Here is a 21,404-nt window from a genome sequence, read left to right on the forward strand (position 1 = left end):
ACTCCTCGTGCGCCTGCTGTGCGCCGGTGCCCATGTGGAACGCTTCCCGCACAGACCAGGCGAGTTGGGGAGTTTGCATGCAGCACGGGCACACCGATCCGTCGCTCTACCGGTCGGCCGCCGAGGCCATCGCCGCGCCGCCGGAGAAACTCGCGTACGTGGCGGGGTTCGACCGGGCCGGGGAGCGGCCGGACGCGCTGCTCACGGTCGACACCGATCCGGCGTCGGCGACCTACGGCACGGTGCTGAACTTCGCCGAAATGCCCACCCTCGGGGACGAGTTGCACCACTTCGGGTGGAACGCCTGCTCCAGCGCGCTGGCGCACGCCTGCCACGAGAACCCGGAGCGGCGGTTCCTGCTGCTGCCCGGGCTGCGGTCCTCCCGGCTGCACGTGATGGACACCCGGCCCGACCCGGTGCGCCCGCGGCTGGTGAAGACCGTCGAGGCGAAGGAGCTGGCGGCGAAGGCGGGCTACTCGCGCCCGCACACCCTGCACTGCGGCCCCGACGGGGTGTTCCTCTCCTGCCTGGGCGCCGGTGACGGCTCGGACGGGCCGGGCGGGGTGGCCATCCTCGACCACACCACCTTCGACGTGCTGCGCGCCTGGGAGACCGAGCGCGGGCCGCAGCACTTCGCGTACGACGTCTGGTGGCACCTGGGCACCAACGTGGGCGTCACCAGCGAGTGGGGCACCCCGTGGATGGTCGAGGACGGGGTGGTGCCGGAGCTGCTGCTGGGCCGCAAGTACGGGCACGCGCTGCACTTCTGGGAGCTGGACTCGGGGCGGCACCTGCAGCGGGTCGACCTCGGCGACCAGTACCAGATGGTGCTGGAGCTGCGTCCGGCGCACGATCCGCAGGCGGAGTGGGGCTTCGTCGGGGTGGTGGCGAACGTGGAGGACCTCTCCTCCTCGATCTGGCTCTGGTACCGGGACGGGCCGGCCTTCACCGCGCGCAAGGTGATCGAGATCCCGGCCGAGCCGGCCAAGGCCGAGGACCTGCCGCCGGCGCTGCAGCCGTTCGGCGCGGTGCCGCCGCTGGTCACCGACATCAACCTGTCGGTGGACGACCGCTGGCTGTACGTGTCCGCGTGGGGCACCGGCGAGTTGTTCCAGTTCGACGTCTCGGACCCGTTCCACCCCCGGCAGGCCTCTTCGGTCCGGCTGGGCGGGGTGGTCGCCCGCACCCCGCACCCGGCCGAGCCGGGGCGGCCGCTGAGCGGGGCGCCGCAGATGGTGGAGGTCAGCCGGGACGGCCGGCGGCTGTACGTCACCAACTCCCTCTACGGCGCCTGGGACGACCAGATCTACCCGGACGGCATCGAGCCGTGGATCGTCAAGCTGGACGCCGACCCGGAGGCGGGCGGGCTGAGCGTCGACGAGCGCTTCTTCCCGCACGGCGCGGACTTCCGGGGCCTGCGGGTGCACCAGACCCACCTCGCGGGCGGGGACGCCTCCTCGGACTCGTACTGCTTCCGCTGACACCGCGTTGAGGACCGCTACCGCGGTAGCGCCTGGTCGTACCGGACCCGGCCCGACGGCAGTCCCGCCGCGAGGAGTTCGCGGCGGACGGAGGCGACCATGCCGGTCGGCCGGTGGGCGGCCTGCTCCTCGACGATGGCCTTCAGCGGGGCGAGGCCGGTGCCGCCCGCGACGAGGAGCAGGTCGCGGGCGTCGCCGTCGGACAGCAGGCCGCCGCGCGGCGGCCCCAGCCGCAGCCGGTCGCCGACGGCGGTGTGCTCGACCAGGGCGGCGCTGACCCCGTCGGGGCCGGTGCGCCGGACGTGGAACTCCAGCTCGCGGCCGCCGGACGCGAGAAGGGCCGATCGCCCCGGGCGGCCCCGGGACCATCGACCCCTTGCGAAGCGCTGTGCCGGCCGGGTCCGCCTACCGGTGCTGTTCCGCCTGCGCGCCGCCGGTCCGCTCGACCGGGCCCGCCTGGAGCTCGGTGGCCGCCCAACTCGCCAGCAGCCGCAGCGACTCGGCCGAGGCCGAGCCCGGTTCGGCGTGGTAGGTGACCAGTACCTGGTCGGCGTCCCCGGCCGGGCGCAGCGTCTCGTACTGGAGGCTGAGCCCGCCGACCACCGGGTGGTGCAGGTGCTTGGTGCCGTGGCCCTTGTCCTGGATGTTGTGGGTGGCCCACAGCCGGCGGAAGTCCTCGCTCTTGACCGAGAGTTCGCCGATCAGCGAGGCCAGGTGGGGGTCGTCCGGGTCGCGTCCGGCGTCCAGCCGCAGGATGCCGACCACGTCGTTCGCCTTGCCCTCCCAGTCCTGGTAGAGCTCGCGCGCGGCCGGGTCGAGGAAGACCTGCCAGGCCATGTTGCGGTGTTCGGGCGGCATCGCGGCGAGGTCGCCGAGCAGGGCGGCGCCGAGCCGGTTCCAGGCGATGACGTCCAGCCGCCGCCCGAGCACGTACGCGGGCACGCCCTCCATCGCGTCCAGCAGCTGTTGCAGCGCGGGCCGCACCCGCTGCACCCTGGCGGCGGCCCGGCCGGTGCGGCGGCGGGGCGGCTTGGTGAGCCGGTTGAGGTGGTCGCGCTCGGCGGGGCTGAGCCGCAGCACCCGGGCGATGGCGTCCAGCACGGAGGTGGAGACGCTCTCGCCGTGGCCCTGTTCGAGCCGGGTGTAGTAGGCGGTGCTGACTCCGGCGAGCTGGGCCAGCTCCTCGCGCCGCAGCCCGGGCACCCGGCGCCGGGTGGTGGTGTCCGGCAGCCCCACGTCCTCGGGCCGCAGCCGGGCGCGGCGGGATCGGAGGAACTCGCTGAGTTCGGTGCGCTGGTCCATGTCTGCAGTATGCGGGCGATCCGGGGCCCGGGGGCGGACGAGGGTGATACTGCCGTGCGTACCTTCCGCGGACGTACGTCCGGCGTCCGTACGCAGGGCGTTCGTACGAAGACCTCTGGTCTGGTTGGTCCGATCGTCGCGCCGCAGTCTTGAGGGCATGACGAACGGAACGACGGACACCACGAGCACCACCCGCACCGTCGCCGCCTACGCGGCACAGCACCCCGACGCCCCGCTGGCGAAGACCACCGTCACCCGCCGGGCCGTGGGCGAGCACGACATCGTGATCGACATCAAGTTCTCCGGCATCTGCCACTCCGACATCCACCAGGTCGGCGAGGACTGGGGCACCGGCATCTTCCCGATGGTCCCGGGCCACGAGATCGCCGGCGTAGTCAGCGAGGTCGGCCCCGGCGTGACCCGCTGGAAGGCCGGCGACCGGGTCGGCGTCGGCTGCTTCGTGGACTCCTGCCGCGAGTGCGACAACTGCCGCGCCGGGCTGCAGCAGTACTGCACCGGTGAGGACGGCCTCGTCTTCACCTACAACGGCACCGGCAGGGACGGCCTGCCGACGTACGGCGGCTACTCCTCGGAGCTGGTGATCGACGAGGCGTACGCGCTGAGCATCCCCGACAGCCTGCCGCTGGACGCCGCCGCGCCGCTGCTGTGCGCGGGCATCACCCTCTACTCGCCGCTCGCCCACTGGGGCGCCGGCCCGGGCAAGAAGGTCGCGATCGTGGGCCTCGGCGGCCTCGGCCACATGGGCGTGAAGTTCGCCCACGCGATGGGTGCGGAGGTCACCGTGCTCAGCCAGTCGCTGCGCAAGCGCGAGGACGGCCTGAAGCTCGGCGCCGACCACTACCGGGCCACCTCCGACCCGGCGACCTTCAGCGAGCTGGCGGGCAGCTTCGACCTGATCGTCAACACCGTCTCCGCCGACCTGGACCTCAGCGCCTACCTGGGACTGCTGCGCACCGACGGCACCCTGGTGCAGGTCGGCATGCCCGAGAAGCCGGTCACGGTGCACCCGTACCCGATGGCCCTCGGGCGCCGCTCACTGTCCGGGTCGATGATCGGCGGGCTGCCGGAGACCCAGGAGATGCTGGACTTCTGCGGGGAGCACGGCATCACCTCGGAGATCGAGCTGATCCGGGCCGACGAGATCAACGAGGCCTACCGGCGGGTGCTGGCCGGCGACGTCCGGTTCCGCTTCGTGATCGACGCCTCGACCATCTGACCCTCGCCGCGGCGGTCTGATCGTCGCCTCGACGATCTGGACGATCTGATCGTCGCCGCAGCCGTCCGGCCGACGGGCGAACCGCCCGCACGGTCACGACGCCCGCGCCCCGGTGCTCTCCTGTCACCGGGGCGCGGGCGTCCGTGTCACACCGAGGCGGTCCTGGCCTCCCGTCGCTCCTCGCGCCGGTCCAGCCGCCGCTGCCTGCCGCGGCGCAGCGGCTGGTCGGGCAGCCAGCCGAAGGTGAGGCAGGCGCCCGCCACCCCGAGCAGCATCCCGATCAGGAAGCCGCCCAGGTTGGAGGTGATCCAGCTGGCCAGCGAGGCCAGCACGGCGAGGACGGAGTAGAACAGCCGCTGCGCCGGGTTGAACAGGATCAGCAGACCGCACAGCACCATCACCGCCGGGACCAGGTACCCGGCCAGCCCCTGCATCCCGATGTGCAGGACGACGGGCAGCGGGGCCCGCAGGGTGAACAGGATCTCGGCGCCGCCGAGCAGCACCAGCAGCCCGCCCCAGAACGGTCGCCTGCCCCGCCAGTCCCGCTTGACCGGGTGGGCGGACGGCCCGGCGGCGGCCTCGGCGCCGGTGCCGGGTGCGGCGGCCGTCCCCTCGGCCGCCACCTCCTCGGCCCGTGCCGCGGTGCCCTCGCCGGCGCCGGCCGGCTCCGGTACGGACTCCGCCATGCTCAGCAGCCCTGGGAGCTGAAGCTCAGCCGCAGGTTGGGCAGTTTGAACCCGACGGCGGTGCTCGCGTAGTTGTGCTGCTTCAGGTGGGTTATCTGGACGGTGTCGGCCTGCTGGCCGAAGACGCCCGGGTTGCCCTTGCCGACCGGTCCGGCCTTGGTGTACGTGCTGGCGTCGCCGCCGATCTCGATGTTGGTGAACTCCGCGTCACCGGACAGCAGATCGGAGTCGGTGGTGAGGTTGGTGGCGCTGACGGGGGTGCCGTTGTCGCCCGCGTGGATCACCAGGTTGATGCCGCCGAGGTCGACGCTCTGGCAGAGGTTGGTGATCTCGGCGCTCTTGATCGCCGACACCGCGACCAGCACCTGGCCGCCGGTGTCGCCCGCGTTGGGGCTGTCGGGGATCATCGAGTCCAGCGAGCCGAACTGCGCGAAGCCCTTGCCGTCCAGTTTGTCGGCGGTGATGGTGAACGGCATACCGGAGATGGAGAACTGCGCGGCGAGCACGCCCTGGGCGGTGAGCGCCATCAGGACGCCCCCGGCCGCGATGGCGGGCACGGCCATCAGGGCGGTGCGCTTCAACCGGACCCGGCCTCTTCTCGGCCCGGCCGGCTGTGGGGTCCCGGCCGCGGCGGCGGCGTCCTCGGACATGGCCATGTGTGCTCCCTGTGGGTGGAATGGGTGTGCAGGCACTGGCACGTTGACCTGGCGCGGACAGCGTTCCGCGCACCGACCGGACCGGCCCGCCCCTCGGCAGCGGGGCGGGTCGGGTCGGAGCGCGGTGAGTAACTGGGAAGCTACTGCTCGGTATTGGCCGGGTCAATACGGGTGCACGAAGGATCTTCACCGATCCCGGCCCGGGGCCGGTCAGGCACCTCGCGCAGCCGGGCCGCGGCCCCGTCCGGCCCGAGGAACGGCGCCAGGCAGAACATGCTCAACACCGGCAGCAGATCCGGCAGTTGTTCGGTCCGACCGGAGTCGACCCGGCGGTAGACCGCGCTGTAGACGCCGCCCACCACGGCGTCCACCATCTCTTGCACCGCGACGCCGCCCGGTAGTTGGGGCACCTCGGCGAAGAACACCCGGAACCTGGTGAGGAGTTGGTCGCGCTCCCGCCGCCCGGCCGGGCCGACCGCCTCGATCTCGATCACCGCCATGGTGGCGAACGCGGGTGTCCCCGCCAGCAGTTGGAGCATCGCGCCGAGCGAGCCCCGGATCCCGTGGCACCAGTCGGATTCGGCCGCGAAGGCCGCCGCCATCCGCCGGATCACCACCCCGGTGCCGTAGCGGTGCGCGGCCAGGAAGGCGTCCTCCTTCCCGCTGAACAGCTCGTAGAAGACCGGCCTGGTCACGCCCGCCGCCCGGCAGATGTCGCTCACCGTGGCGTGCTGGTAGCCGCGTTCGGCGACGGTCTGGACCAGCCCGTCCAGCAGCCGCTCGCGCTGGGTCGCGGCGACCACGCCCGCGGGCTGCCGGCGCGGGCCGGGCTTGATCGACCGGGCGGGATCGCGGCCGGTCCGCGCACCGGGCAGCAGGACCACGTCGGCACTCCGGCGGTGGTTCCGATCCATCACCAACTCCTGTGTCCTGTATTGACATTGACGGAACACCGGGTTTACAACACTGACAGGTTTCCAATCGGTGGGCGAACAGAACCCCACCGGACGGACCTCCAGGGGCGCCACGGCCCGGGCGAACCGCCCGGACCACGGGACCTCGGCGGGCGCGGGCCCGCGGCGGTGGCAGCCGCCGACGTGCACCCCCACTGTCCAGTGCCGTTGTGCCGCGCACCGCCGTACGTACGCGAGGCGCACCACCCGCACCTCGCACCACCGGACGTCCGCCCTCGCACGTCCGCACCACCGGACGTCCCCTCGCGTACGTCCGCACACCGCCGTACCGCACGAGCGGGCCCGTGGCGCCGGGCCCGCCCGCACCGCGGCCCCGCCGGAGCCCCCGGTACGCCATGCACCTCCCCCGCCGTGCACACCACCACACCCGCACGCCGGGAATCCCCCCACCCGTCCCCCGGACGGAGAGAGGTACCCTCATGCGCATCCGCCGCACCCTCGCCACCGCCGCCCTCACCGCGCTCGCCCTCACCGGCGCGGCCGTGGCACCCGCCGAGGCCGCCACCGCCGTACTCATCACCGGCAGCCCGTCCGGCCCCGCCGTCGCCGTCGGCGACGTCCTGGCCGCCAACCTGGTCTCCGGCACCTACGCGACCTTCTACAACAGCGCCACCGGGACGAGCGGCATCAAGTGCGCCGCCTCCTCCTTCTCGGCGACCGTCACCGCCAACCCGGCCGCACCGGGCAGCGCCGTCGAGCAGCTCAACACCCAGACCTTCGGCTCCTGCACCTCCAACGTCCTCGGCGTCACCGGGGTCAAGAGCGTCACCGTCACCAGCCTGCCGTTCACCAACACGGTCAGCGACGCCCCCGGCAACCCGGTCAAGCTCACCCCCGGCGCGGCCGGCGTGATGGGCACCACCGTGGTGCTCAGCACCATCCTGGGCAGCGTCACCTGCAACTACCAGAACTCCACCGGGATCAACGGAACCACCTCGAACACCGGCAACACCATCGGCTTCTCCGGGCAGCCGTTCGCCCTGGCCTCCGGCCCCGGCCTGTGCTTCTCGACGGGCTACTTCAGCGCCACCTACGGCCCGGTGACCGACACCTCGGTCGCCGGCAGCCCGGTCCTCTTCGTCAACTGACGGCCGGCACCGCCGTCGACTGACGGCCCCCGCCCTCGTCGGCCGACGGTGAGCACCGCCGGCCGACGAGCAGCACCACCCCGACCACGGCGGCGTACGGCACCGGCACCACGCCGTACGCCGCCCGGCCGTGCCCGCGTGGGGCAGCGGGACAACAGGACGTCAGGAGCCCCGAGACACCGAAGTGACCGGCCGGTAGGGTGGCGCCGCACGGAGACGGCGAACCGGAACGGGGCGGGGCACATGGGCAGCGACGGCACCACGGCGAACGGCACGGGCTTCTTCGACTCCGTCACGGACGCCGCCGACCGGCTCGCCGCCACCGGATACCTGGCCTCCACCGCCGTCGCCACCACCGTCTTCCTCGCCGACCGGCTCGGCAAGCCACTGCTGGTCGAAGGCCCGGCCGGGGTCGGCAAGACCGAGCTCGCCAAGGCCCTGGCCGCCCTCGGGCAGGCCCGGCTGGTACGGCTGCAGTGCTACGAGGGCATCGACGAGGCCCGCGCCCTCTACGAGTGGAACCACGCCAAGCAGCTGCTCCGGATCACCGCCGGCCGCGACGAGGGCTGGGAGGAGGCCCGCGGCGACATCTTCGGCGAGGAGTTCCTGCTCACCCGGCCGCTGCTCACCGCCATCCGGGGCGAGGAGCCGACCGTGCTGCTGATCGACGAGATGGACAAGGCCGACGTCGAGGTGGAGGCGCTGCTCCTGGAGGTGCTCAGCGACTTCCAGGTCACCGTCCCCGAGCTCGGCACCATCACCGCCACCCGCCGCCCCTTCGTCCTGCTCACCTCCAACGCCACCCGGGAGCTCTCCGAGGCCCTGCGCCGCCGCTGCCTCTTCCTCCACCTCGACTACCCGGACGCCGAGTTGGAGCGCCGGATCGTCCGCCTCAAGGTGCCGGGGCTGGACGACACCCTGGCCGAGTCGCTGGTCCGGATCGTCGGCGCCCTGCGCGCCATGGAGCTGCGCAAGGCGCCGTCCGTCGCCGAGACCATCGACTGGGCCCGCACCCTGCTGGCCCTCGGCGCGGACACCCTCGACGAGGCGGTCGTCCGGGACACCCTGGGGGTCGTGCTCAAGCACCAGGACGACATCCGCAAGGCCGCCCAGAAGCTCACCCCCGCGTGACCACCGCACCGCGGCACACCGGAGCGGCCGCCGCACCGGTCACCGCCGGCGAGCCGGTCACCGCCGACACCGCGGCCCGCCTCACCGGCCTGGTCCGCGCCCTGCGCGGCCACGGCCTGCGGATCGGCCCCGCCGAGACCGTCGACGCCGCCGCCGTCCTGGACGTCCTCGGCTTCACCTACCGCGAGCGGATCCGGGCCGGCCTGGCCGCCGCCCTGCTGCGCTCCGACGGGCAACGGGCCGTCTTCGACGCCACCTTCGACCTGTTCTTCCCGCTCGGCGTCGGCACCCCCGAGGCCGTCCGCGCCGACCCGCCGCCCGTCCCCGAGGACCCCGAACCCCCGCGCTTCGGCCGCCCCGACCCGCTCCGCGACGACCTGCGCGACCGGCTCGCCGCCGCCCTCGCCGCCGACGATCGCGCCGCCCAGGCCCGGCTGGCCGGCGAGGTCATGGAGGCCTTCGGCCGGTACGGCGCCGGCGGCACCCCCGGCTCCGACGGCTGGTCCGCCCAGCAGGCGCTCGGCCGGCTCTCCCCCGAGACGCTGCTCGCCCGGATCCTCACCGCCCTGCGCCGGCCCGGCGCCCCGACCGACCTCTCCGACCTCGTCCTCGCCGACGAGGTCCGCCGCCGCATCCGGGACTTCCGCGCCCTGGTCACCACCGAGGCCCGCCGCCGGGTCGCCGAACTCCGCGGCCCCGAGCGGATCGCCGAACGCGCCGTCGCCCCGACCGCCGACCGGATCGACTTCCTCTACGCCGGCCGCGACCAGCTCGCCGAACTGCGCCGCACCGTCCACCCGTTGGCCCGCAAGCTGGCCACCCGGCTGGCCGCCCGCCGCCGCCGCGCCGCCCGCGGCCACATCGACCTGCGCCGCACCCTGCGCCGCTCCCTCACCACCGGCGGCGTACCGCTGCGCCCCGCCTACCGGCTGCGCCGCCCGGCCCGGCCGGAACTCGTCCTGCTGTGCGACGTCTCCGGCTCGGTCGCGGGCTTCGCCGACTTCACCATGCTGCTGGTCCAGGCGATGAGCGAACAGTTCAGCAAGGTACGGGTGTTCGCCTTCGTCAACCGCACCGCCGAGGTCACCGACCTGCTCCGCTCCGGCGACGACCCGGCCCGGCTGGCCGCCCGGATCCTCACCGGGGCCAAGGTCACCGGCTACCACGGCAACAGCGACTACGGGTCCGCGCTCGGCGGCTTCGCCGACCACCACCTCGACGCCGTCGGCCCCCGCACCTGCGTCCTGGTCCTCGGCGACGCCCGCAACAACCACCGCGACCCCAACGTCGACGCCCTGCGCCGGATCGCCGGCCGGGCCCGCCGGGTCTTCTGGCTCAACCCCGAGCAGCCCTCGCTCTGGACCACCGGCGACTCCGCCGCCCTCGCCTACGCGGCCGTCGTCGAGATGCACCCCTGCCGCAACGCCCGCCGCCTCGGCGAACTGATCACCCGCCTGCTGCCGGTCTGAGGCCCCGCACCCGAAAGGCCGGTGCCTCCCGACCGGAGAACGGTCAGGAGGCACCGGCCGTACGTACGGAACCGGGTCAGGAGGATCCGCCGAGGAAATGGGACTCCAGGTACACCGTCCGCTCCGTCTGCCCCGGACCGGCGACCACGCTGAAGCGGCTGCCGGTGGACGTCGTGAAGTCCACGAAGAGGTCGTAGGTCACGGCCCGGTCGAAGGACCAGCCGAAGCGCTGCGTCTCGGGTGTGTCGAACCCGATCCTGTTCCCCTGTCCCGGAGTCCAGTGGAGGGGATCGGCCGGGTCGGCCTGGTGGGTGGAGAGGTAGCCGTCCACGCACTCCTTGGACGCGCGGAAGCTCAGACTGAGGCGCTCCTCGGGGTACTTGGAGCTCCCGGAGAACCCGACGCCCTTGAGTTCGCAGGCGGGCAGGTCCAGCCCGAACGCCTTGGTGACCGCCTCGAGGGTCTGCCCCTTCGGGGAACCGGGGTACGCCCTCGGGTCCGGGTCCGCCGCCGAGCAGCCGGCCGCCAGGGCGACGGCGACGGCCACGTTCGCGGCCACCGCGACCGCGCGCCGCGATCCGCCACGGCCGTGCGGTCGCGCTGCGTTCCGTACTCGCATCACTGTCCTTTCACGGGCGGGTACCGTCCCTCGGGGAGGCCCCGCGGGACGGTACCCCGGTCCGGTTCCGGTGATCAACCGGTGGTGGAGTCGATGTGCCCGTTGGTGCTCCCCTGGACGGTGAAGTCACGGGCGTACCCCTGGCTCGGGGCCAGGGCCAGCATCTTCACGTCGGCCGGGATGCCCCACACGTCGATCGGCGGCTTGTCCGTGTCGAAGTTGTATTCCTTCTTCAGGTCGAACCGGTAGTCGCCTGGTCCGGGTACCCCGCGCCCTCGCCGGCGGACCGGATGGGTCACCGTCCCCGGCACCGCCCTCTCCACCGGCTGACCACCCCCGTCCCCGGGCGGCCGGAGGTCCGGCCGCCCGGGGGCGGGCCCGGTGTCAGTCCAGCGAGCGCAGGAAGTCCAGGAGCGCCTCGTTGACCTCCGCCGGCCGCTCCTGCTGTGTCCAGTGGCCGGTCTCCGGGAGCCGGAGGTGGCGGTGCAGCCGGGGCGTCACCTGCTGCAGCAGGTAGGTCATCACGTCGCGCGGGACCATCGCGTTGACCAGGTCCTGCTCGCCGGCCACGTACAGTGCGGGCGCCTCGATCCGGCGGCCGGCGAACGCGGCCATCAGCTCGTTGTTGCGGTCGATGTTGCGGTACCAGTTGAGGCCCCCGGTGAAGGCGCGTTCGCCGTGCCGGGCGTAGTCGGCCGCGAAGGCGTCGACGTCGGCCTCGGTGAGCCAGGCGGGCAGCCGCGCCGGCTCGGGGATGGTGTCCAGCAGCTTCATGCCCTCGGGGACGACCCATGCCCGCGGCTCCCCGTCGGGGTGGGTGCCGCCGAGGATGCGCCGGAACGTGGACTTGGGGTCGGCCGCGAGTTCGGCGTCGGCCCGGCCCGGCTCCTGGAAGTAGATCTGGTAGAAGCCCTCGCCGAACTTCTCCCTGGACTGCGCCAGCGGCGTCGGCCCGGACGGGAGCGGCGGCACGCTCAGGCCGGCGACCCCGCGGACCAGGTCGGGCCGCAGTGCCGCGGTGGCCCAGGCGACGGGGGCGCCCCAGTCGTGGCCGATCACCACGGCCCGGTCCGCGCCGAGCGCGCCGATCAGCGCCGTCACGTCGCCGACCAGGTGCAGCAGGCTGTACGCGTCCACGGACTCGGGCTGCTCGCTGCGGGCGTACCCGCGCTGGTCGGGTGCCACCACCCGGTAGCCGGCCTCGGCGAGCGGCCCGAACTGGTGCCGCCAGGAGTACCAGCTCTCCGGGAAACCGTGCAGCAGCAGGACCAGCGGCCCCTCGCCCTGCTCCGCGAGGTGCAACCGCACCCCGTTCACCTCGATCTCGCTGTGCTTGACGGCGTCGTTCAACTCCGGCTCCCTGATCGCTTCGTAGCTCCTGCCCGACCCCTGCCCGGGCCGGCCCGCCGGGAATCCCGGCAGTTTCGGAATACACCCATCGCCATGCACCTGGCAAGGCTGGGCCGGCACCCCGCGGCCCCGGAGAACTGGAGAACTGGAGAAGTTGGACACCTGGACAAGCAGCCGAGGCCGCCCCGGAATCCGGGACGGCCTCGGCCTTGGGAGCTGATCCGACGTGGCGTCAGTTCACCGTGTAGCTGTAGGGGATCGCCGCGAGCACCGCACCGGTGGTGTTCAGGGCGTTGTTGGCGGTGGCCACCCCGGTCGGGCCGGACACCAGGTACAGCACGCCCTTGACCGTGCTGCCCTTCGGGCCGGTCGGGGTCAGCGTGACCTGCAGCGAGCCGGTGGCGCCCGGCGCGACGGCCACCGGACCGGCGGCCTGGGCCGAGGCGTTCACCGCGGCGGCGTACGGGTCACCGGTGCTGGAGGTCAGCGCCGGGTCGAAGGCCTGGGTGTGCGCGGTGGCCGTGATGGTGGAGGTGCCGGTCGGGGCGCCGCCGTTGCCGAACGGGCCGATCTGCTGCACGAAGGTGCTCCAGTTGCCCGGGACGACCGGCTGCTCGGCGGTGCCGTTGTCGGTGACGACCGAGATGGTCGAGCCGTTCTGGGCCTTCTTCAGGTCGCCGAACAGGTCCGGCGAGCCGGTGGTGGCGCTCAGCTCGATCTGCGCCGGCGTGCTGGACGCCGCCACGGCCTTGAGCTGGTCGGTGCCCGGCGGCACCAGGAAGGACGGCACCGTGGAGCTGAGGCTCAGCGGCAGGTTGACGGAGGCCGAGGCGCCCTGCGGCACCAGCGGCAGGTCCACCCGGCGGTCCAGCCGGCCGTCGGCCGAGATCTTCTGGGCGGCGACGGTGTTGTTGGTGTAGTTCACCTGGACGGTGACCGGCTTGCCGGCCGCCAGCTTGGTGCGCGCGTCGTTCGGCAGCCCGGCCGCGGTGGCCTGGTTCTGGTTGAACGCGACGGTGCCGGCGAAGTCCTGGGCGAGCTGCTCGCCGCTGACCGGGCCGAGCACGTTCAGGACGAACCGCCAGTGGCCGGCGGCCGGGTTGACGGTGGTGGCCGAGACGCCGGGCGCGGTGCCGGTCAGGGTGCCCTGGGCGTCGAACTGCCCGTTGCCCTCGATGTCGATCGGGGTGCCGTTCGGGCTGATCAGCGCGCCCTGCATGAGCAGGTTGGAGTCCTTGCCGACGGTGACGCCGACCCGCAGGTCCTTCTGGCCCTTCGGGACGTCGAAGCCGTAGGTGAAGCTCTGCGTCGGCGAGGCGCTGCGGCCGTTGCCACCGGTGATGGTGCCGGTGAAGGTGCCCTTGCCCTGGTTGACCGGGACGAGGCTGCGCAGCGTGACCGGGACACTGGTGGTGTTGCCGTTGGAGCTGGAGACGGTGATCGCCTCGCTGGAGTCACCGCTGGTCGCCGGGGTGGTCAGCTGGACCTTGAGGGTCTTGGTCTGACCGGGCTTCAGCTCGGTGGTGCTCGGGCTCACGCCGCCGGCCGGAACGGCCCGCTGGGTGGCGGTGCCGAGCTGGACCGGGCCGGTGAAGCCGTTCTTGCCCGCCGGGGTGTAGAGGATCGCGGTCCACTCGCCGGCCACCGGGTGCGGGACGTCCACCAGGCCGAAGTCGGCCGGGGTGGCGCCGCCCTGCGGACGGGTGTTGGTCTCGAAGCGGCCCGACGGGTCGAGCAGCGTCATGCGGACCACCGGGCCGTTGGTGACCGGGTTCGGCGCGCCGTGCCAGGCGATCGAGGCCGCGAGGCGGTCGGCACCGGCCGGGACGGTGAACTTGACCTGCTTCTGCACCCAGTCCGTGCCGTTGGTGGCGTACTTGAAGGTGTCCGTCGAGGAGGAGTCCAGCTGGACGGTCTGCCGGTTGCTCGCCTGCGGGACGAAACCGCGGGTCGCGGCGCTCACCGTCTGGGGCTCGTCACTGGTGTTGGTGACGGACACGTCGGTGGTGTGGGTCGAGCCGGGGGCGCCGGCGATGTCGACCTGGCCGGTGTTGACCACCACGGTGTTGGCGCCCGGGGTGCCGTCCCCGTCGTCGTAGCCGCGGGCGGCCTCGACGGCGGCGCGGACGTTCAGCAGGCCGGCGCCCTGCTCCTCGGCCGGAATGCCGAGGTCGGTGGCGGTGCCGGTGAGGAACTTCTTCACCAGCGCCGGCTTGGGCGAGTCGCCGCCGTGGGTGTCGCGGTAGGCCTGGATGACCAGGGCCGCGGCGCCGGTGACGAACGGGGCCGACTGGCTGGTGCCGCCGAAGGGCTGGATCGGCGAGGGCTTGCCGTTGAAGCCCGTGCAGTCCTGGTACTTGGCGGTGTCGGGGGTGCAGAGCGCCCAGTCCGACTCGCCCGGGGCGACCAGGTCGACCGTACGGCCGGCCTGGGTGAAGCCGCCGGAGGAGAGCGCGGAGATCCGGCTGTTGCTCCAGGTCTTGTTGGAGAACTGGGCGGCCGCGTAACCGGTCTGCTGGTAGTTCTGGTTGTCGGTGGAGGCACCGACCGAGATCACGGACGGATCGGTGGACGGCGTGCCCACGGTGCCGCTGATGCCGGCGTCGCCGGAGGAGACGGCGACGGTGACACCGGCCTTGACGGCCTGCTCGTTGAAGAGCGAGATGGTGTCGTGCGCGCCGCTGTCCGGGGTGACGTTGCCGCCGAAGGACTCGTTGAGCACGTCCACGTGGGCGACCCGCACCGCGTAGTCGATCGACTGCAGGATCGACGAGTTGGACATCAGCTCGCCGCCGGCCTTCAGGGCGACCAGGTCGGCGTCCGGGGCGAGGCCGCGGATGCGGATGTTGCAGCCGGCCGGCAGCGGGTGCGAGGCGTTGACGAACTGCGAGACGTCGTAGACCTGGCGGCCCTGGGCGATGACCGCCGAGGCGTCGCCGAAGGCCTCCGCCGCGCCGGTCGGAGCGTCCCAGCCGTCACCCGCGAAGTCCTGGTAGTCGACCACGGCGTGCGAGCCGTCGGCCCGGATGAAGTCCGGGTTGTTCGGGTCGAGGCCGTCCGCGATGTAGGCGACCTTGACGCCCTTGCCGGTGGCCAGGTTCTCCACGCCGGGTTTGCCGTTGCCGGTGTAGGCCCGGGTCGAGTAGAGGCCCTCGGGCTCCAGCAGCGGCTTGCTCGGGTCGGAGGGGCAGACCGTGTTGGTCGCGTTCTCCTCGGCGCCCTGACCGTTGCTGCCCGTAACGGCCTGCGGTGCCGCGGCGGCCTTGGGCGCCTTCGCACCGGCCGCGTCCGCGGCGGCGGCGTCCTTGGCGGCCTTCTTCGCCGCGCCGGCGGCCGCCGGGGCGACCTGGACCTGGGTGTCCGCCACCACGGAGGAGACGGCCGGGTCCGCCTGCAGCTGGGCGCGCAGGGCGGGGCTGACCGTGGCCGAGAAGGCGTTGCCGACCACGAAGGACTTGACGTTCGTACCGCCGTTGGCCTTCACCCGGTTCAGCAGCGGCGCCTGCGAGCTGGCGGCCTTCTGCTGGCGGGCTCCCAGGTGACCGTGGTCAGCCGGGGCGTCCGCTATCTGGTCCTTCAGGATCACGATCACGGGCACCGGGGTCCCGTCCGCGGACGCCGTCGGGGCGTTCTGCGGGTCCGGGGCCGGTGCCGCGTCGGCGATGGTCCCGAGGCTCAGGATCATGGACGCGGCGGTGACTGTGACGCCAACGGTGAGCTGGGCTTTCCGCCAGCCGATCATGGACATCCTTTCGTCAGATGAATGGATGACGCAATCCAACGCAGCTGGACACGATCACGACAAGGGGGTAAATCCCCATCAGAAAGTAAAGTTGACCATCGTTCAGTAAAATTCACGGCGGAAATCGGGCCGAATCCACATCTTTCAGCCGATCGGCCCTGCGCGGCCCCGAACACCCCCGTACCGGGGATTCCGGTGGCGGACTCTGGACAGTGGCGAACCCTCGCCACCGGGCGACCACTTGTCGACACCGCGACATTCCCTGCCCCTGCCGACAATCCCTTCCCCGCCGCGCCGCGGGGAAACCGGCGCGGGAACCGACGCGGGAAACCGGCATCGGAAACCGGCGCGCGGACACCGGGGCGCGGCGGCCGGCCCGGCGCGCGCCGGCCGCCGCGAGGAATCAGGACCCGGCCAGCCGCTCCTGAGCGTCCGCCAGGTCCTCGGCGGTGGGCGCGTCGTCCTGGGTCAGCCGGTGGCGCCAGTACCCGGTGAAGTCGACGGACGGCTTCGGCACCCCGCACTCCTCCACCAGGTGGCGGCGCAGCGCCCGGACCGCGCCCGCCTCCCCCGCCAGCCAGGCGTACGGCGTGCCGGCCGGCAGCTCGGCGGCCCGGACGGCCCCGGCCAGCACGGCTCCCGGGCGGCGCCGTCCCGGTGCAGCCAGTGCACGGCGAGGTCGGCGCGGCTCTCCAGCGGCTGCCACTCGGCCGCGTCCGCGACCTCGACGTACGCGAGCGCCCGGACCCCGGCGGGCAGCGCCCCGACCAGCGTCGCGAGCGCGGGCAGCGCGGTCTCGTCCCCGGCCAGCAGCACCCAGTCGGCGGCCGCCGCGGCCTCGGCGAACGGGACCGGCGGGGCGTACAGCGCGGACGGGCCGACCATGCCGAGCCGCTGCCCCGGCGCCGCGCGCAGCGCCCAGGCGGCGGCCGGCCCGGTGTCGCCGTGCAGCACGAAGTCGATCTCGACCAGCCGGGTGCCGGGGCGCCGGCGGCGCAGCGTGAAGCTGCGCATCAGGGGGCGCTCGGCCTCCGGGATCGCCAGGTAGGCCCGGTACCAGCCCATCGGGTCGTCCTGCGGCGCGGGCAGTACCGGCTCGGCCTGCCCGGGGCGGGGGAAGCAGAGCTTGAGCTGCTGGTCGGGGGTGGTGCCGACGGTGTCGGCGAGTTCCTCGGCCGCGAAGGTGATCCGGGCGGTGCGCGGCGTGATCCGGCGGACCTCGACGACGTCGACGAAGGTGACGGGCAATGTCATCACGAAACCCCTTCGGTTGGTAACCTTACGGCATAAAGAGTTGCCGCGGAGGCGATACTTTACGCCATAAGGAGATGCTGGATGACCGTCTACGCCGGGCAGGGCGACGCCCACCGCTCGCTCGCCCTGCTGTGGGGCGCGCCCGAGCAACCGCGCACCGGACGCAGCGGCCCCAAACCGGGCCTGAGTGTGGACGCGATCGTGTCCGCCGGAATCGCGGTGGCCGACGCCGAGGGCATGGCCGCGCTCTCCATGCGCGCCGTGGGCGAACGACTCGGCCGCACCGCGATGGCGCTCTACACGTACGTGCCCGGAAAGGCCGAACTCCTCGACCTGATGCACGACCGGGCCCTCGCCGAGCTCCCGGCCGGCCCCCCGTCCGCGGACGACTGGCGGGAGGCCGTCACCGTCTGGGCCGAGGAACTGCACGCCTGCTACCTGCGCCACCCCTGGGTGCTCCAGGTCTCCCAGGCCCGCCCGGTCCTCGGCCCCGCCGAACTCGCCGCGATGGAAACCCTGCTGCGCGCCCTTCAGCCCGCCGGCCTGCCGCCGCGGCGGCTGCGCGGGGCGGTCGCCGCCCTCTGGCAGTTCGTCCGCGGCCTCGCCGCCGCCACCGCCGAGACCCGCGCCGCGGCGGCCGCCACCGGGGTCACCGACGAGGACTGGTGGATCGCCCGGTCCACCCGACTCGCCGAACTGGCACCGGACTTCGCCGACCGCTTCCCCCTCCTCACCGGCCTGCAGAGCACCCCCGCCGACACCCCCGGCTCCGCCCCCGAGGACAGCCACCGAGAAGCCTTCCGCACCGGCCTCGCCATCCTGCTCGACGGCATCGCGGCGGCCCGCTGACCCTCCCCCGGGCGCGGGCGGACCCCTCACCCGCCCGGCACCGTCACCCGTCGCACCGGTCGGCCGCCGCGCGTGCCCGCATCCGGTGGGCGGTGCGCAGCCCCTGCTTGGCCGCGGTCGCCACCAGGCCGCCGAGACTCGTCCTGGTGAGGTCGGCGCCGACGAGGCGCTCCAGCACCGGCAACGCGCGTTCGTCGGCTGTGGCGCCGAGAGCACGGCAGGCCAGCGCCCGCAGGTCCGGGTCGGGGTCGGCGGTGAGGCCGATGAGCCCGTCCACCACCGGCGGGCCGAAGGCGGCGATCGCGGCGGCGAGATGACCGGCCTTCGGGTTCCGGCGCTCCGTCATCGCCCGCCAGAGCGCGGCGAGCGCCCGGTCGCCGCCAATCTCGCCGAGGGCGTGGGCGGCGGCACTGCCCACCCAGGAAACCTCGTCGTCCAGCCGGGCCGCCAGGGCGGGCACGGCGGCCCGTTCCCCGAGGAGGCCGAGTGCCTCGCAGGCGCCCTCGCGGACCATCGGGTCCGGGTGTTCCAGCAGGGCCGTCACCAGCGGAGCCGCCCGGTGGAAGCCGAGTTCGGCGCAGGCGAGCGCCGACCACCGCACCCCGCGGTGCCCGGTGTCGGCGACCGCGCGCAGCAGCCCCGGCGCCAGGCCCTCGTCGCCGAACAGGGCGATCCGGTTGAGCGCCTTGGTCCACACCGTGACGTCCTGCGTCCGGTGGTCGGCGGCCACCTCGCGCAGAGCGGCCCGCGCCCGCGGATGGCCGAGTTCGAGCCACTCCAGCAGCGCGTCGATCGCCCGCAGTCTGACGGCCCGGCTCCCCCGCAGCTCGGCGGCGTGGACGGCGACCAGGGAGGCCGGCCCGTCCGGCGGGTGGCCGAGCGCGTCCCCGAGCGGGCCGGCGAGGGCCGGCTCGGACACGGCCAGCCGCAGCGCCAGCGGGCCGATCCGGGTGCCGACGTCGGCGTCGTAGCGGCCGTCGTCGCAGAGGTTCGCCGCCAGCTTGGCGACCGTACGGAACAGTAGCCGGGCGTGGTCGGACGGGTCGTCGGCCAGGGCGTCGAGCCGGCCGTCCATCGCCGCCGCGACAGCGGCCGGCGGCCCGCAGGACCGCCGCCGCCCAGGTGAGCGGTTCGGCCTGCCGCTCGTACAGTTGGCGCCCCCAGAGACGGAGGGCGGCGTCACGGTGGTCGGTCACCCCGGGATCGTCCCAGCGGGAACGCCGGCGTCCAAGGCGTTTTCCGTCCGACCGGGGTTGCGGTGCCCGCGACATGAAAACGTAACGTTTCCGTGAAAAGTCATCAGGCGTAAAGTCTTCCCCAAGACCTCCCCCATCTGGCATGTTTCCTTCAATTCCCGTGCGATCCCCCTCACGCGCGGGCCGAATCGGAGGACACGTGTCACCCCTGATATCCCGGCGGCTCGGCCGCCCGGCCGCAGCCCTCGCCGTGCTCTCGGCCATGGCGCTCGCCACCCCCGCCGCGTTCGCGGCCACCACCCCGGCCGTCCCCGGCGCCGTCGCGGCGCCCGCCGCCGTCCAGGCCCCCGCCGTCGCGGGCACCGCGGCCGGCTGGGCCGCCGGCACCCGCGCCTACCTGGTGATCAGCGCACCCGCTGACGTCGCCGCCGCCAAGACCGCCGTCGCGGCCAAGGGCGGTACGGTCTTCGCGAGTTACGACCCGATCGGCGTCATCGTCGCCCACTCGACCGCCGCCGGCTTCGCCGCCGCGCTGCGGACCGTCGCCGGCATCCAGCAGGTCGGCGCGACCCGCACCTCGGATGTGCCGGCCGACGCCTACAACCCGGCGCTGCCCGCCAACCCGGCCCAGTCGGCCACCACGCTCACCGAGTCCAACCGCTGGGACATGACCCAGATCAAGGCCGACCAGGCCTGGAACGTCACCACCGGCTCCCCGTCCGTCAAGGTCGGCGTGCTCGACACCGGCGTGGACGACCAGCACCAGGACCTCGCGCCCAACTTCGACGCCGCCGACTCGGCCTCCTGCGCGTACGGCAAGGCCGACACCCGCAGCGGCGCCTGGCGGGACGTGGACACCCACGGCACCCACGTGGCCGGCACCATCGCGGCCGCCAAGAACGGCAAGGGAGTCATCGGCGTCGCCCCGGGCGTGAAGATCGCCTCGGTCCGGATCGCCGAGCCGACGAGCACCCTGTTCTACGCCGAGAACACCGTCTGCGGCTTCGTCTGGGCCGGCGACCACGGCTTCAAGGTCACCAACAACAGCTACTACACCGACCCCTGGCAGTTCAACTGCCCGAACGACCTCGACCAGGCGGCCATCATCGAGGGCGTCAAGCGCGCCCAGGAGTACGCCGAGGGCAAGGGCTCGCTGCAGGTCGCGGCGGCCGGCAACTCGAACTACGACCTGGCGAACAAGACCACCGACAGCGAGAGTCCGAACGACTCCACCAAGGTCACCCGGACCATCAGCAACGCCTGCCTCGACATCCCCACCGAACTCCCCGGAGTGGTGACCGTCGCCGCCACGGGCAGCGGCAGCGGCAAGGCCTCCTACTCCAACTTCGGCCGGGGCGTCATCGACGTGGCGGCGCCCGGCGGGGACGGCGCCACCGGCGTCTACTCGACCCTGCCCGGCGGCAAGTACGGCACCAAGAGCGGCACCTCGATGGCCTCCCCGCACGTCACCGGGGTGGCCGCGCTGATCGCGAGCGCCGACCCGTCGCTCACCCCGGCCGACATCCGGGCCCGGCTGGCGAGCCAGGCCAACGACCTGGCCTGCCCCGCCTCCGACAGCCGCTGCACCGGCACCACCGCCAACAACGGCTTCTTCGGCGAGGGCCAGGTCGACGCGCTGAAGGCCGTCGGCGGCAGCACCCCGCCCGCCGGGAAGTACTTCGAGAACACCGCCGACGTGGCGATCCCCGACAACACCACGGTGGAGAGCGCGCTCACCGTCACCGGGGTCACCGGCAACGCGCCCGCCACGCTCAAGGTCGGTGTGGACATCAAGCACACCTACCGCGGTGACCTGGTCCTCTCCCTCGTCGCCCCCGACGGCACGGTCTACCTCCTGGAGGACTTCGCCGACAACGACAGCGCCGACGACGTCGCCAAGACGTACACCGTCAACGCCGCCGCCAGCGCGGCGAACGGCACCTGGAAGCTCCGGGTGAAGGACGGCGCCTCGGGTGACACCGGCACCATCGACTCCTGGAACCTCACCTTCTGAGCCTTCCAGCCCTGCTCCTCCCCGTCGCCCGCCGGGCTACCCCCGGCGGGCGGCGGGGATCGCCAGCAGGACGCCCAGCACCAGCAGCGCGGCGTACCCGGCCGTCTCGTGACCCTCCGGCACCAGGAAGCGGACGAAGCCGAACAGCCGGAATCCCCCGAGCCAACCGGACAGCAGGCCGGAGGCGCCGCCGAGGATCAGCGTGAAACCGAGGTAGCCGAGCAAGGTCTTCATACCCGTGAGCCTAGGAACCCGTCACCGGCCGGTCATCCGACTTTCGGCGCGGCCGGGCACCACCAAAGTCGCACACCCGTAGAACCCCGCCCGCCGCGCCGCCCTGTCCGCCGCGCCCGGCC

17 protein-coding genes and 1 pseudogene are annotated in these 21,404 nt (G+C 73.3%); 7 read left to right on the plus strand and 11 right to left on the minus strand.

Translation table 11 applies throughout. From position 1 onward, the window contains the following. The first annotated feature begins 77 nt into the window (after window positions 1-77). A complete protein-coding gene (locus ACYP53_RS23705) occupies window positions 78-1,481 on the plus strand; it encodes a selenium-binding protein SBP56-related protein (protein ID WP_459648862.1) in 1,404 nt (467 codons plus the stop codon). Window positions 1,482-1,886: 405 nt separating this feature from the next. On the opposite strand, the gene ACYP53_RS23710 is transcribed toward ACYP53_RS23705, so the two are convergent. After that, complete coding sequence (locus tag ACYP53_RS23710; protein ID WP_189920422.1) at window positions 1,887-2,783, minus strand: helix-turn-helix domain-containing protein; 897 nt, start codon at window positions 2,781-2,783, stop codon at window positions 1,887-1,889. 157 nt (window positions 2,784-2,940) lie between these two features. Here ACYP53_RS23710 and ACYP53_RS23715 point away from each other — a divergent pair, with 157 nt between their 5' ends. Continuing rightward, on the plus strand, window positions 2,941-4,020 hold the full coding sequence (locus ACYP53_RS23715) for an NAD(P)-dependent alcohol dehydrogenase (protein ID WP_189920420.1): 1,080 nt from the start codon (window positions 2,941-2,943) through the stop codon (window positions 4,018-4,020). Window positions 4,021-4,166: 146 nt separating this feature from the next. Here ACYP53_RS23715 and ACYP53_RS23720 read toward each other — a convergent pair whose 3' ends face one another. The 3 genes from ACYP53_RS23720 to ACYP53_RS23730 form a co-directional block, all read right to left on the minus strand. Next, window positions 4,167-4,706, minus strand: coding sequence for a DUF6114 domain-containing protein (locus tag ACYP53_RS23720; RefSeq protein ID WP_459648863.1), 540 nt, complete (start codon window positions 4,704-4,706; stop codon window positions 4,167-4,169). Window positions 4,707-4,708: 2 nt separating this feature from the next. Continuing rightward, window positions 4,709-5,362, minus strand: a complete 654-nt coding sequence (locus ACYP53_RS23725; RefSeq protein WP_189920418.1) for a DUF6230 family protein — start codon at window positions 5,360-5,362, stop codon at window positions 4,709-4,711. A gap of 140 nt (window positions 5,363-5,502) precedes the next feature. Continuing rightward, window positions 5,503-6,276 carry a TetR/AcrR family transcriptional regulator gene (locus ACYP53_RS23730; RefSeq protein ID WP_459648864.1) on the minus strand — a complete coding sequence of 258 codons (774 nt, stop codon included), beginning with the start codon at window positions 6,274-6,276 and terminating at the stop codon, window positions 5,503-5,505. A 479-nt stretch (window positions 6,277-6,755) separates the two neighbouring features. Here ACYP53_RS23730 and ACYP53_RS23735 point away from each other — a divergent pair, with 479 nt between their 5' ends. The 3 genes from ACYP53_RS23735 to ACYP53_RS23745 all read left to right on the plus strand — a co-directional run bounded on the left by ACYP53_RS23735 (window position 6,756) and on the right by ACYP53_RS23745 (window position 10,024). Continuing rightward, window positions 6,756-7,424, plus strand: a complete 669-nt coding sequence (locus tag ACYP53_RS23735; protein WP_459648865.1) for a Tat pathway signal sequence domain protein — start codon at window positions 6,756-6,758, stop codon at window positions 7,422-7,424. A 243-nt stretch (window positions 7,425-7,667) separates the two neighbouring features. Beyond that, window positions 7,668-8,555 (plus strand): AAA family ATPase, encoded by an 888-nt coding sequence (locus tag ACYP53_RS23740; protein ID WP_189920411.1) that lies wholly within the window; start codon window positions 7,668-7,670, stop codon window positions 8,553-8,555. Further along, the gene (locus tag ACYP53_RS23745; RefSeq protein ID WP_459648866.1) at window positions 8,552-10,024 is read left to right on the plus strand and encodes a vWA domain-containing protein; all 1,473 of its coding nucleotides are present in this window, start codon (window positions 8,552-8,554) and stop codon (window positions 10,022-10,024) included. Before ACYP53_RS23740 ends, ACYP53_RS23745 begins: the two co-directional genes overlap by 4 nt. Window positions 10,025-10,100: 76 nt before the next feature. Here the strand turns inward: ACYP53_RS23745 and ACYP53_RS23750 are convergent, their stop codons facing one another. The 5 genes and pseudogenes from ACYP53_RS23750 to ACYP53_RS23770 all read right to left on the minus strand — a co-directional run bounded on the left by ACYP53_RS23750 (window position 10,101) and on the right by ACYP53_RS23770 (window position 16,989). Continuing rightward, entirely contained in the window at window positions 10,101-10,583 is a 483-nt protein-coding gene (locus ACYP53_RS23750) for a hypothetical protein (protein WP_459648867.1), read from the minus strand. Between the two features lie 134 nt (window positions 10,584-10,717). Next, a complete protein-coding gene (locus ACYP53_RS23755; RefSeq protein WP_459648868.1) occupies window positions 10,718-10,954 on the minus strand; it encodes a hypothetical protein in 237 nt (78 codons plus the stop codon). A gap of 73 nt (window positions 10,955-11,027) precedes the next feature. Beyond that, the gene (locus ACYP53_RS23760; protein ID WP_459648869.1) at window positions 11,028-11,993 is read right to left on the minus strand and encodes an alpha/beta fold hydrolase; all 966 of its coding nucleotides are present in this window, start codon (window positions 11,991-11,993) and stop codon (window positions 11,028-11,030) included. Window positions 11,994-12,225: 232 nt separating this feature from the next. Beyond that, window positions 12,226-15,678, minus strand: coding sequence for a S8 family serine peptidase (locus ACYP53_RS23765; RefSeq protein ID WP_459648870.1), 3,453 nt, complete (start codon window positions 15,676-15,678; stop codon window positions 12,226-12,228). A 460-nt stretch (window positions 15,679-16,138) separates the two neighbouring features. Next, a pseudogene (locus ACYP53_RS23770) lies at window positions 16,139-16,989 on the minus strand (siderophore-interacting protein). An 81-nt stretch (window positions 16,990-17,070) separates the two neighbouring features. Between ACYP53_RS23770 and ACYP53_RS23775 the strand changes: the two are divergent. After that, window positions 17,071-17,838, plus strand: a complete 768-nt coding sequence (locus ACYP53_RS23775; protein WP_459648871.1) for a TetR/AcrR family transcriptional regulator — start codon at window positions 17,071-17,073, stop codon at window positions 17,836-17,838. 43 nt (window positions 17,839-17,881) lie between these two features. Here ACYP53_RS23775 and ACYP53_RS23780 read toward each other — a convergent pair whose 3' ends face one another. Further along, window positions 17,882-18,913, minus strand: a complete 1,032-nt coding sequence (locus ACYP53_RS23780) for a HEAT repeat domain-containing protein (RefSeq protein WP_459648872.1) — start codon at window positions 18,911-18,913, stop codon at window positions 17,882-17,884. 383 nt (window positions 18,914-19,296) lie between these two features. Here ACYP53_RS23780 and ACYP53_RS23785 point away from each other — a divergent pair, with 383 nt between their 5' ends. Then, window positions 19,297-21,048: a S8 family peptidase gene (locus ACYP53_RS23785; RefSeq protein ID WP_189920461.1), complete on the plus strand. Its 1,752-nt coding sequence runs from the start codon at window positions 19,297-19,299 to the stop codon at window positions 21,046-21,048. Between the two features lie 36 nt (window positions 21,049-21,084). Here the strand turns inward: ACYP53_RS23785 and ACYP53_RS23790 are convergent, their stop codons facing one another. Then, on the minus strand, window positions 21,085-21,282 hold the full coding sequence (locus ACYP53_RS23790) for a hypothetical protein (protein ID WP_189920395.1): 198 nt from the start codon (window positions 21,280-21,282) through the stop codon (window positions 21,085-21,087). Window positions 21,283-21,404: the final 122 nt, after the last annotated feature.

The organism is Kitasatospora sp. Ki12, assembly GCF_054601375.1.

Coding starts and splice junctions, on each gene's coding strand:
- ACYP53_RS23715 (WP_189920420.1), top strand. CDS start 2,941: ATGACGAACGGAACGACGGACACCACGAGCACCACCCGCACCGTCGCC.
- ACYP53_RS23725 (WP_189920418.1), bottom strand. CDS start 5,362: ATGGCCATGTCCGAGGACGCCGCCGCCGCGGCCGGGACCCCACAGCCG.
- ACYP53_RS23790 (WP_189920395.1), bottom strand. CDS start 21,282: ATGAAGACCTTGCTCGGCTACCTCGGTTTCACGCTGATCCTCGGCGGC.
- ACYP53_RS23705 (WP_459648862.1), top strand. CDS start 78: ATGCAGCACGGGCACACCGATCCGTCGCTCTACCGGTCGGCCGCCGAG.
- ACYP53_RS23785 (WP_189920461.1), top strand. CDS start 19,297: ATGGCGCTCGCCACCCCCGCCGCGTTCGCGGCCACCACCCCGGCCGTC.
- ACYP53_RS23710 (WP_189920422.1), bottom strand. CDS start 2,783: ATGGACCAGCGCACCGAACTCAGCGAGTTCCTCCGATCCCGCCGCGCC.
- ACYP53_RS23740 (WP_189920411.1), top strand. CDS start 7,668: ATGGGCAGCGACGGCACCACGGCGAACGGCACGGGCTTCTTCGACTCC.
- ACYP53_RS23730 (WP_459648864.1), bottom strand. CDS start 6,276: ATGGATCGGAACCACCGCCGGAGTGCCGACGTGGTCCTGCTGCCCGGT.
- ACYP53_RS23780 (WP_459648872.1), bottom strand. CDS start 18,913: ATGGACGGCCGGCTCGACGCCCTGGCCGACGACCCGTCCGACCACGCC.
- ACYP53_RS23765 (WP_459648870.1), bottom strand. CDS start 15,678: ATGATCCTGAGCCTCGGGACCATCGCCGACGCGGCACCGGCCCCGGAC.
- ACYP53_RS23775 (WP_459648871.1), top strand. CDS start 17,071: ATGACCGTCTACGCCGGGCAGGGCGACGCCCACCGCTCGCTCGCCCTG.
- ACYP53_RS23720 (WP_459648863.1), bottom strand. CDS start 4,706: ATGGCGGAGTCCGTACCGGAGCCGGCCGGCGCCGGCGAGGGCACCGCG.
- ACYP53_RS23735 (WP_459648865.1), top strand. CDS start 6,756: ATGCGCATCCGCCGCACCCTCGCCACCGCCGCCCTCACCGCGCTCGCC.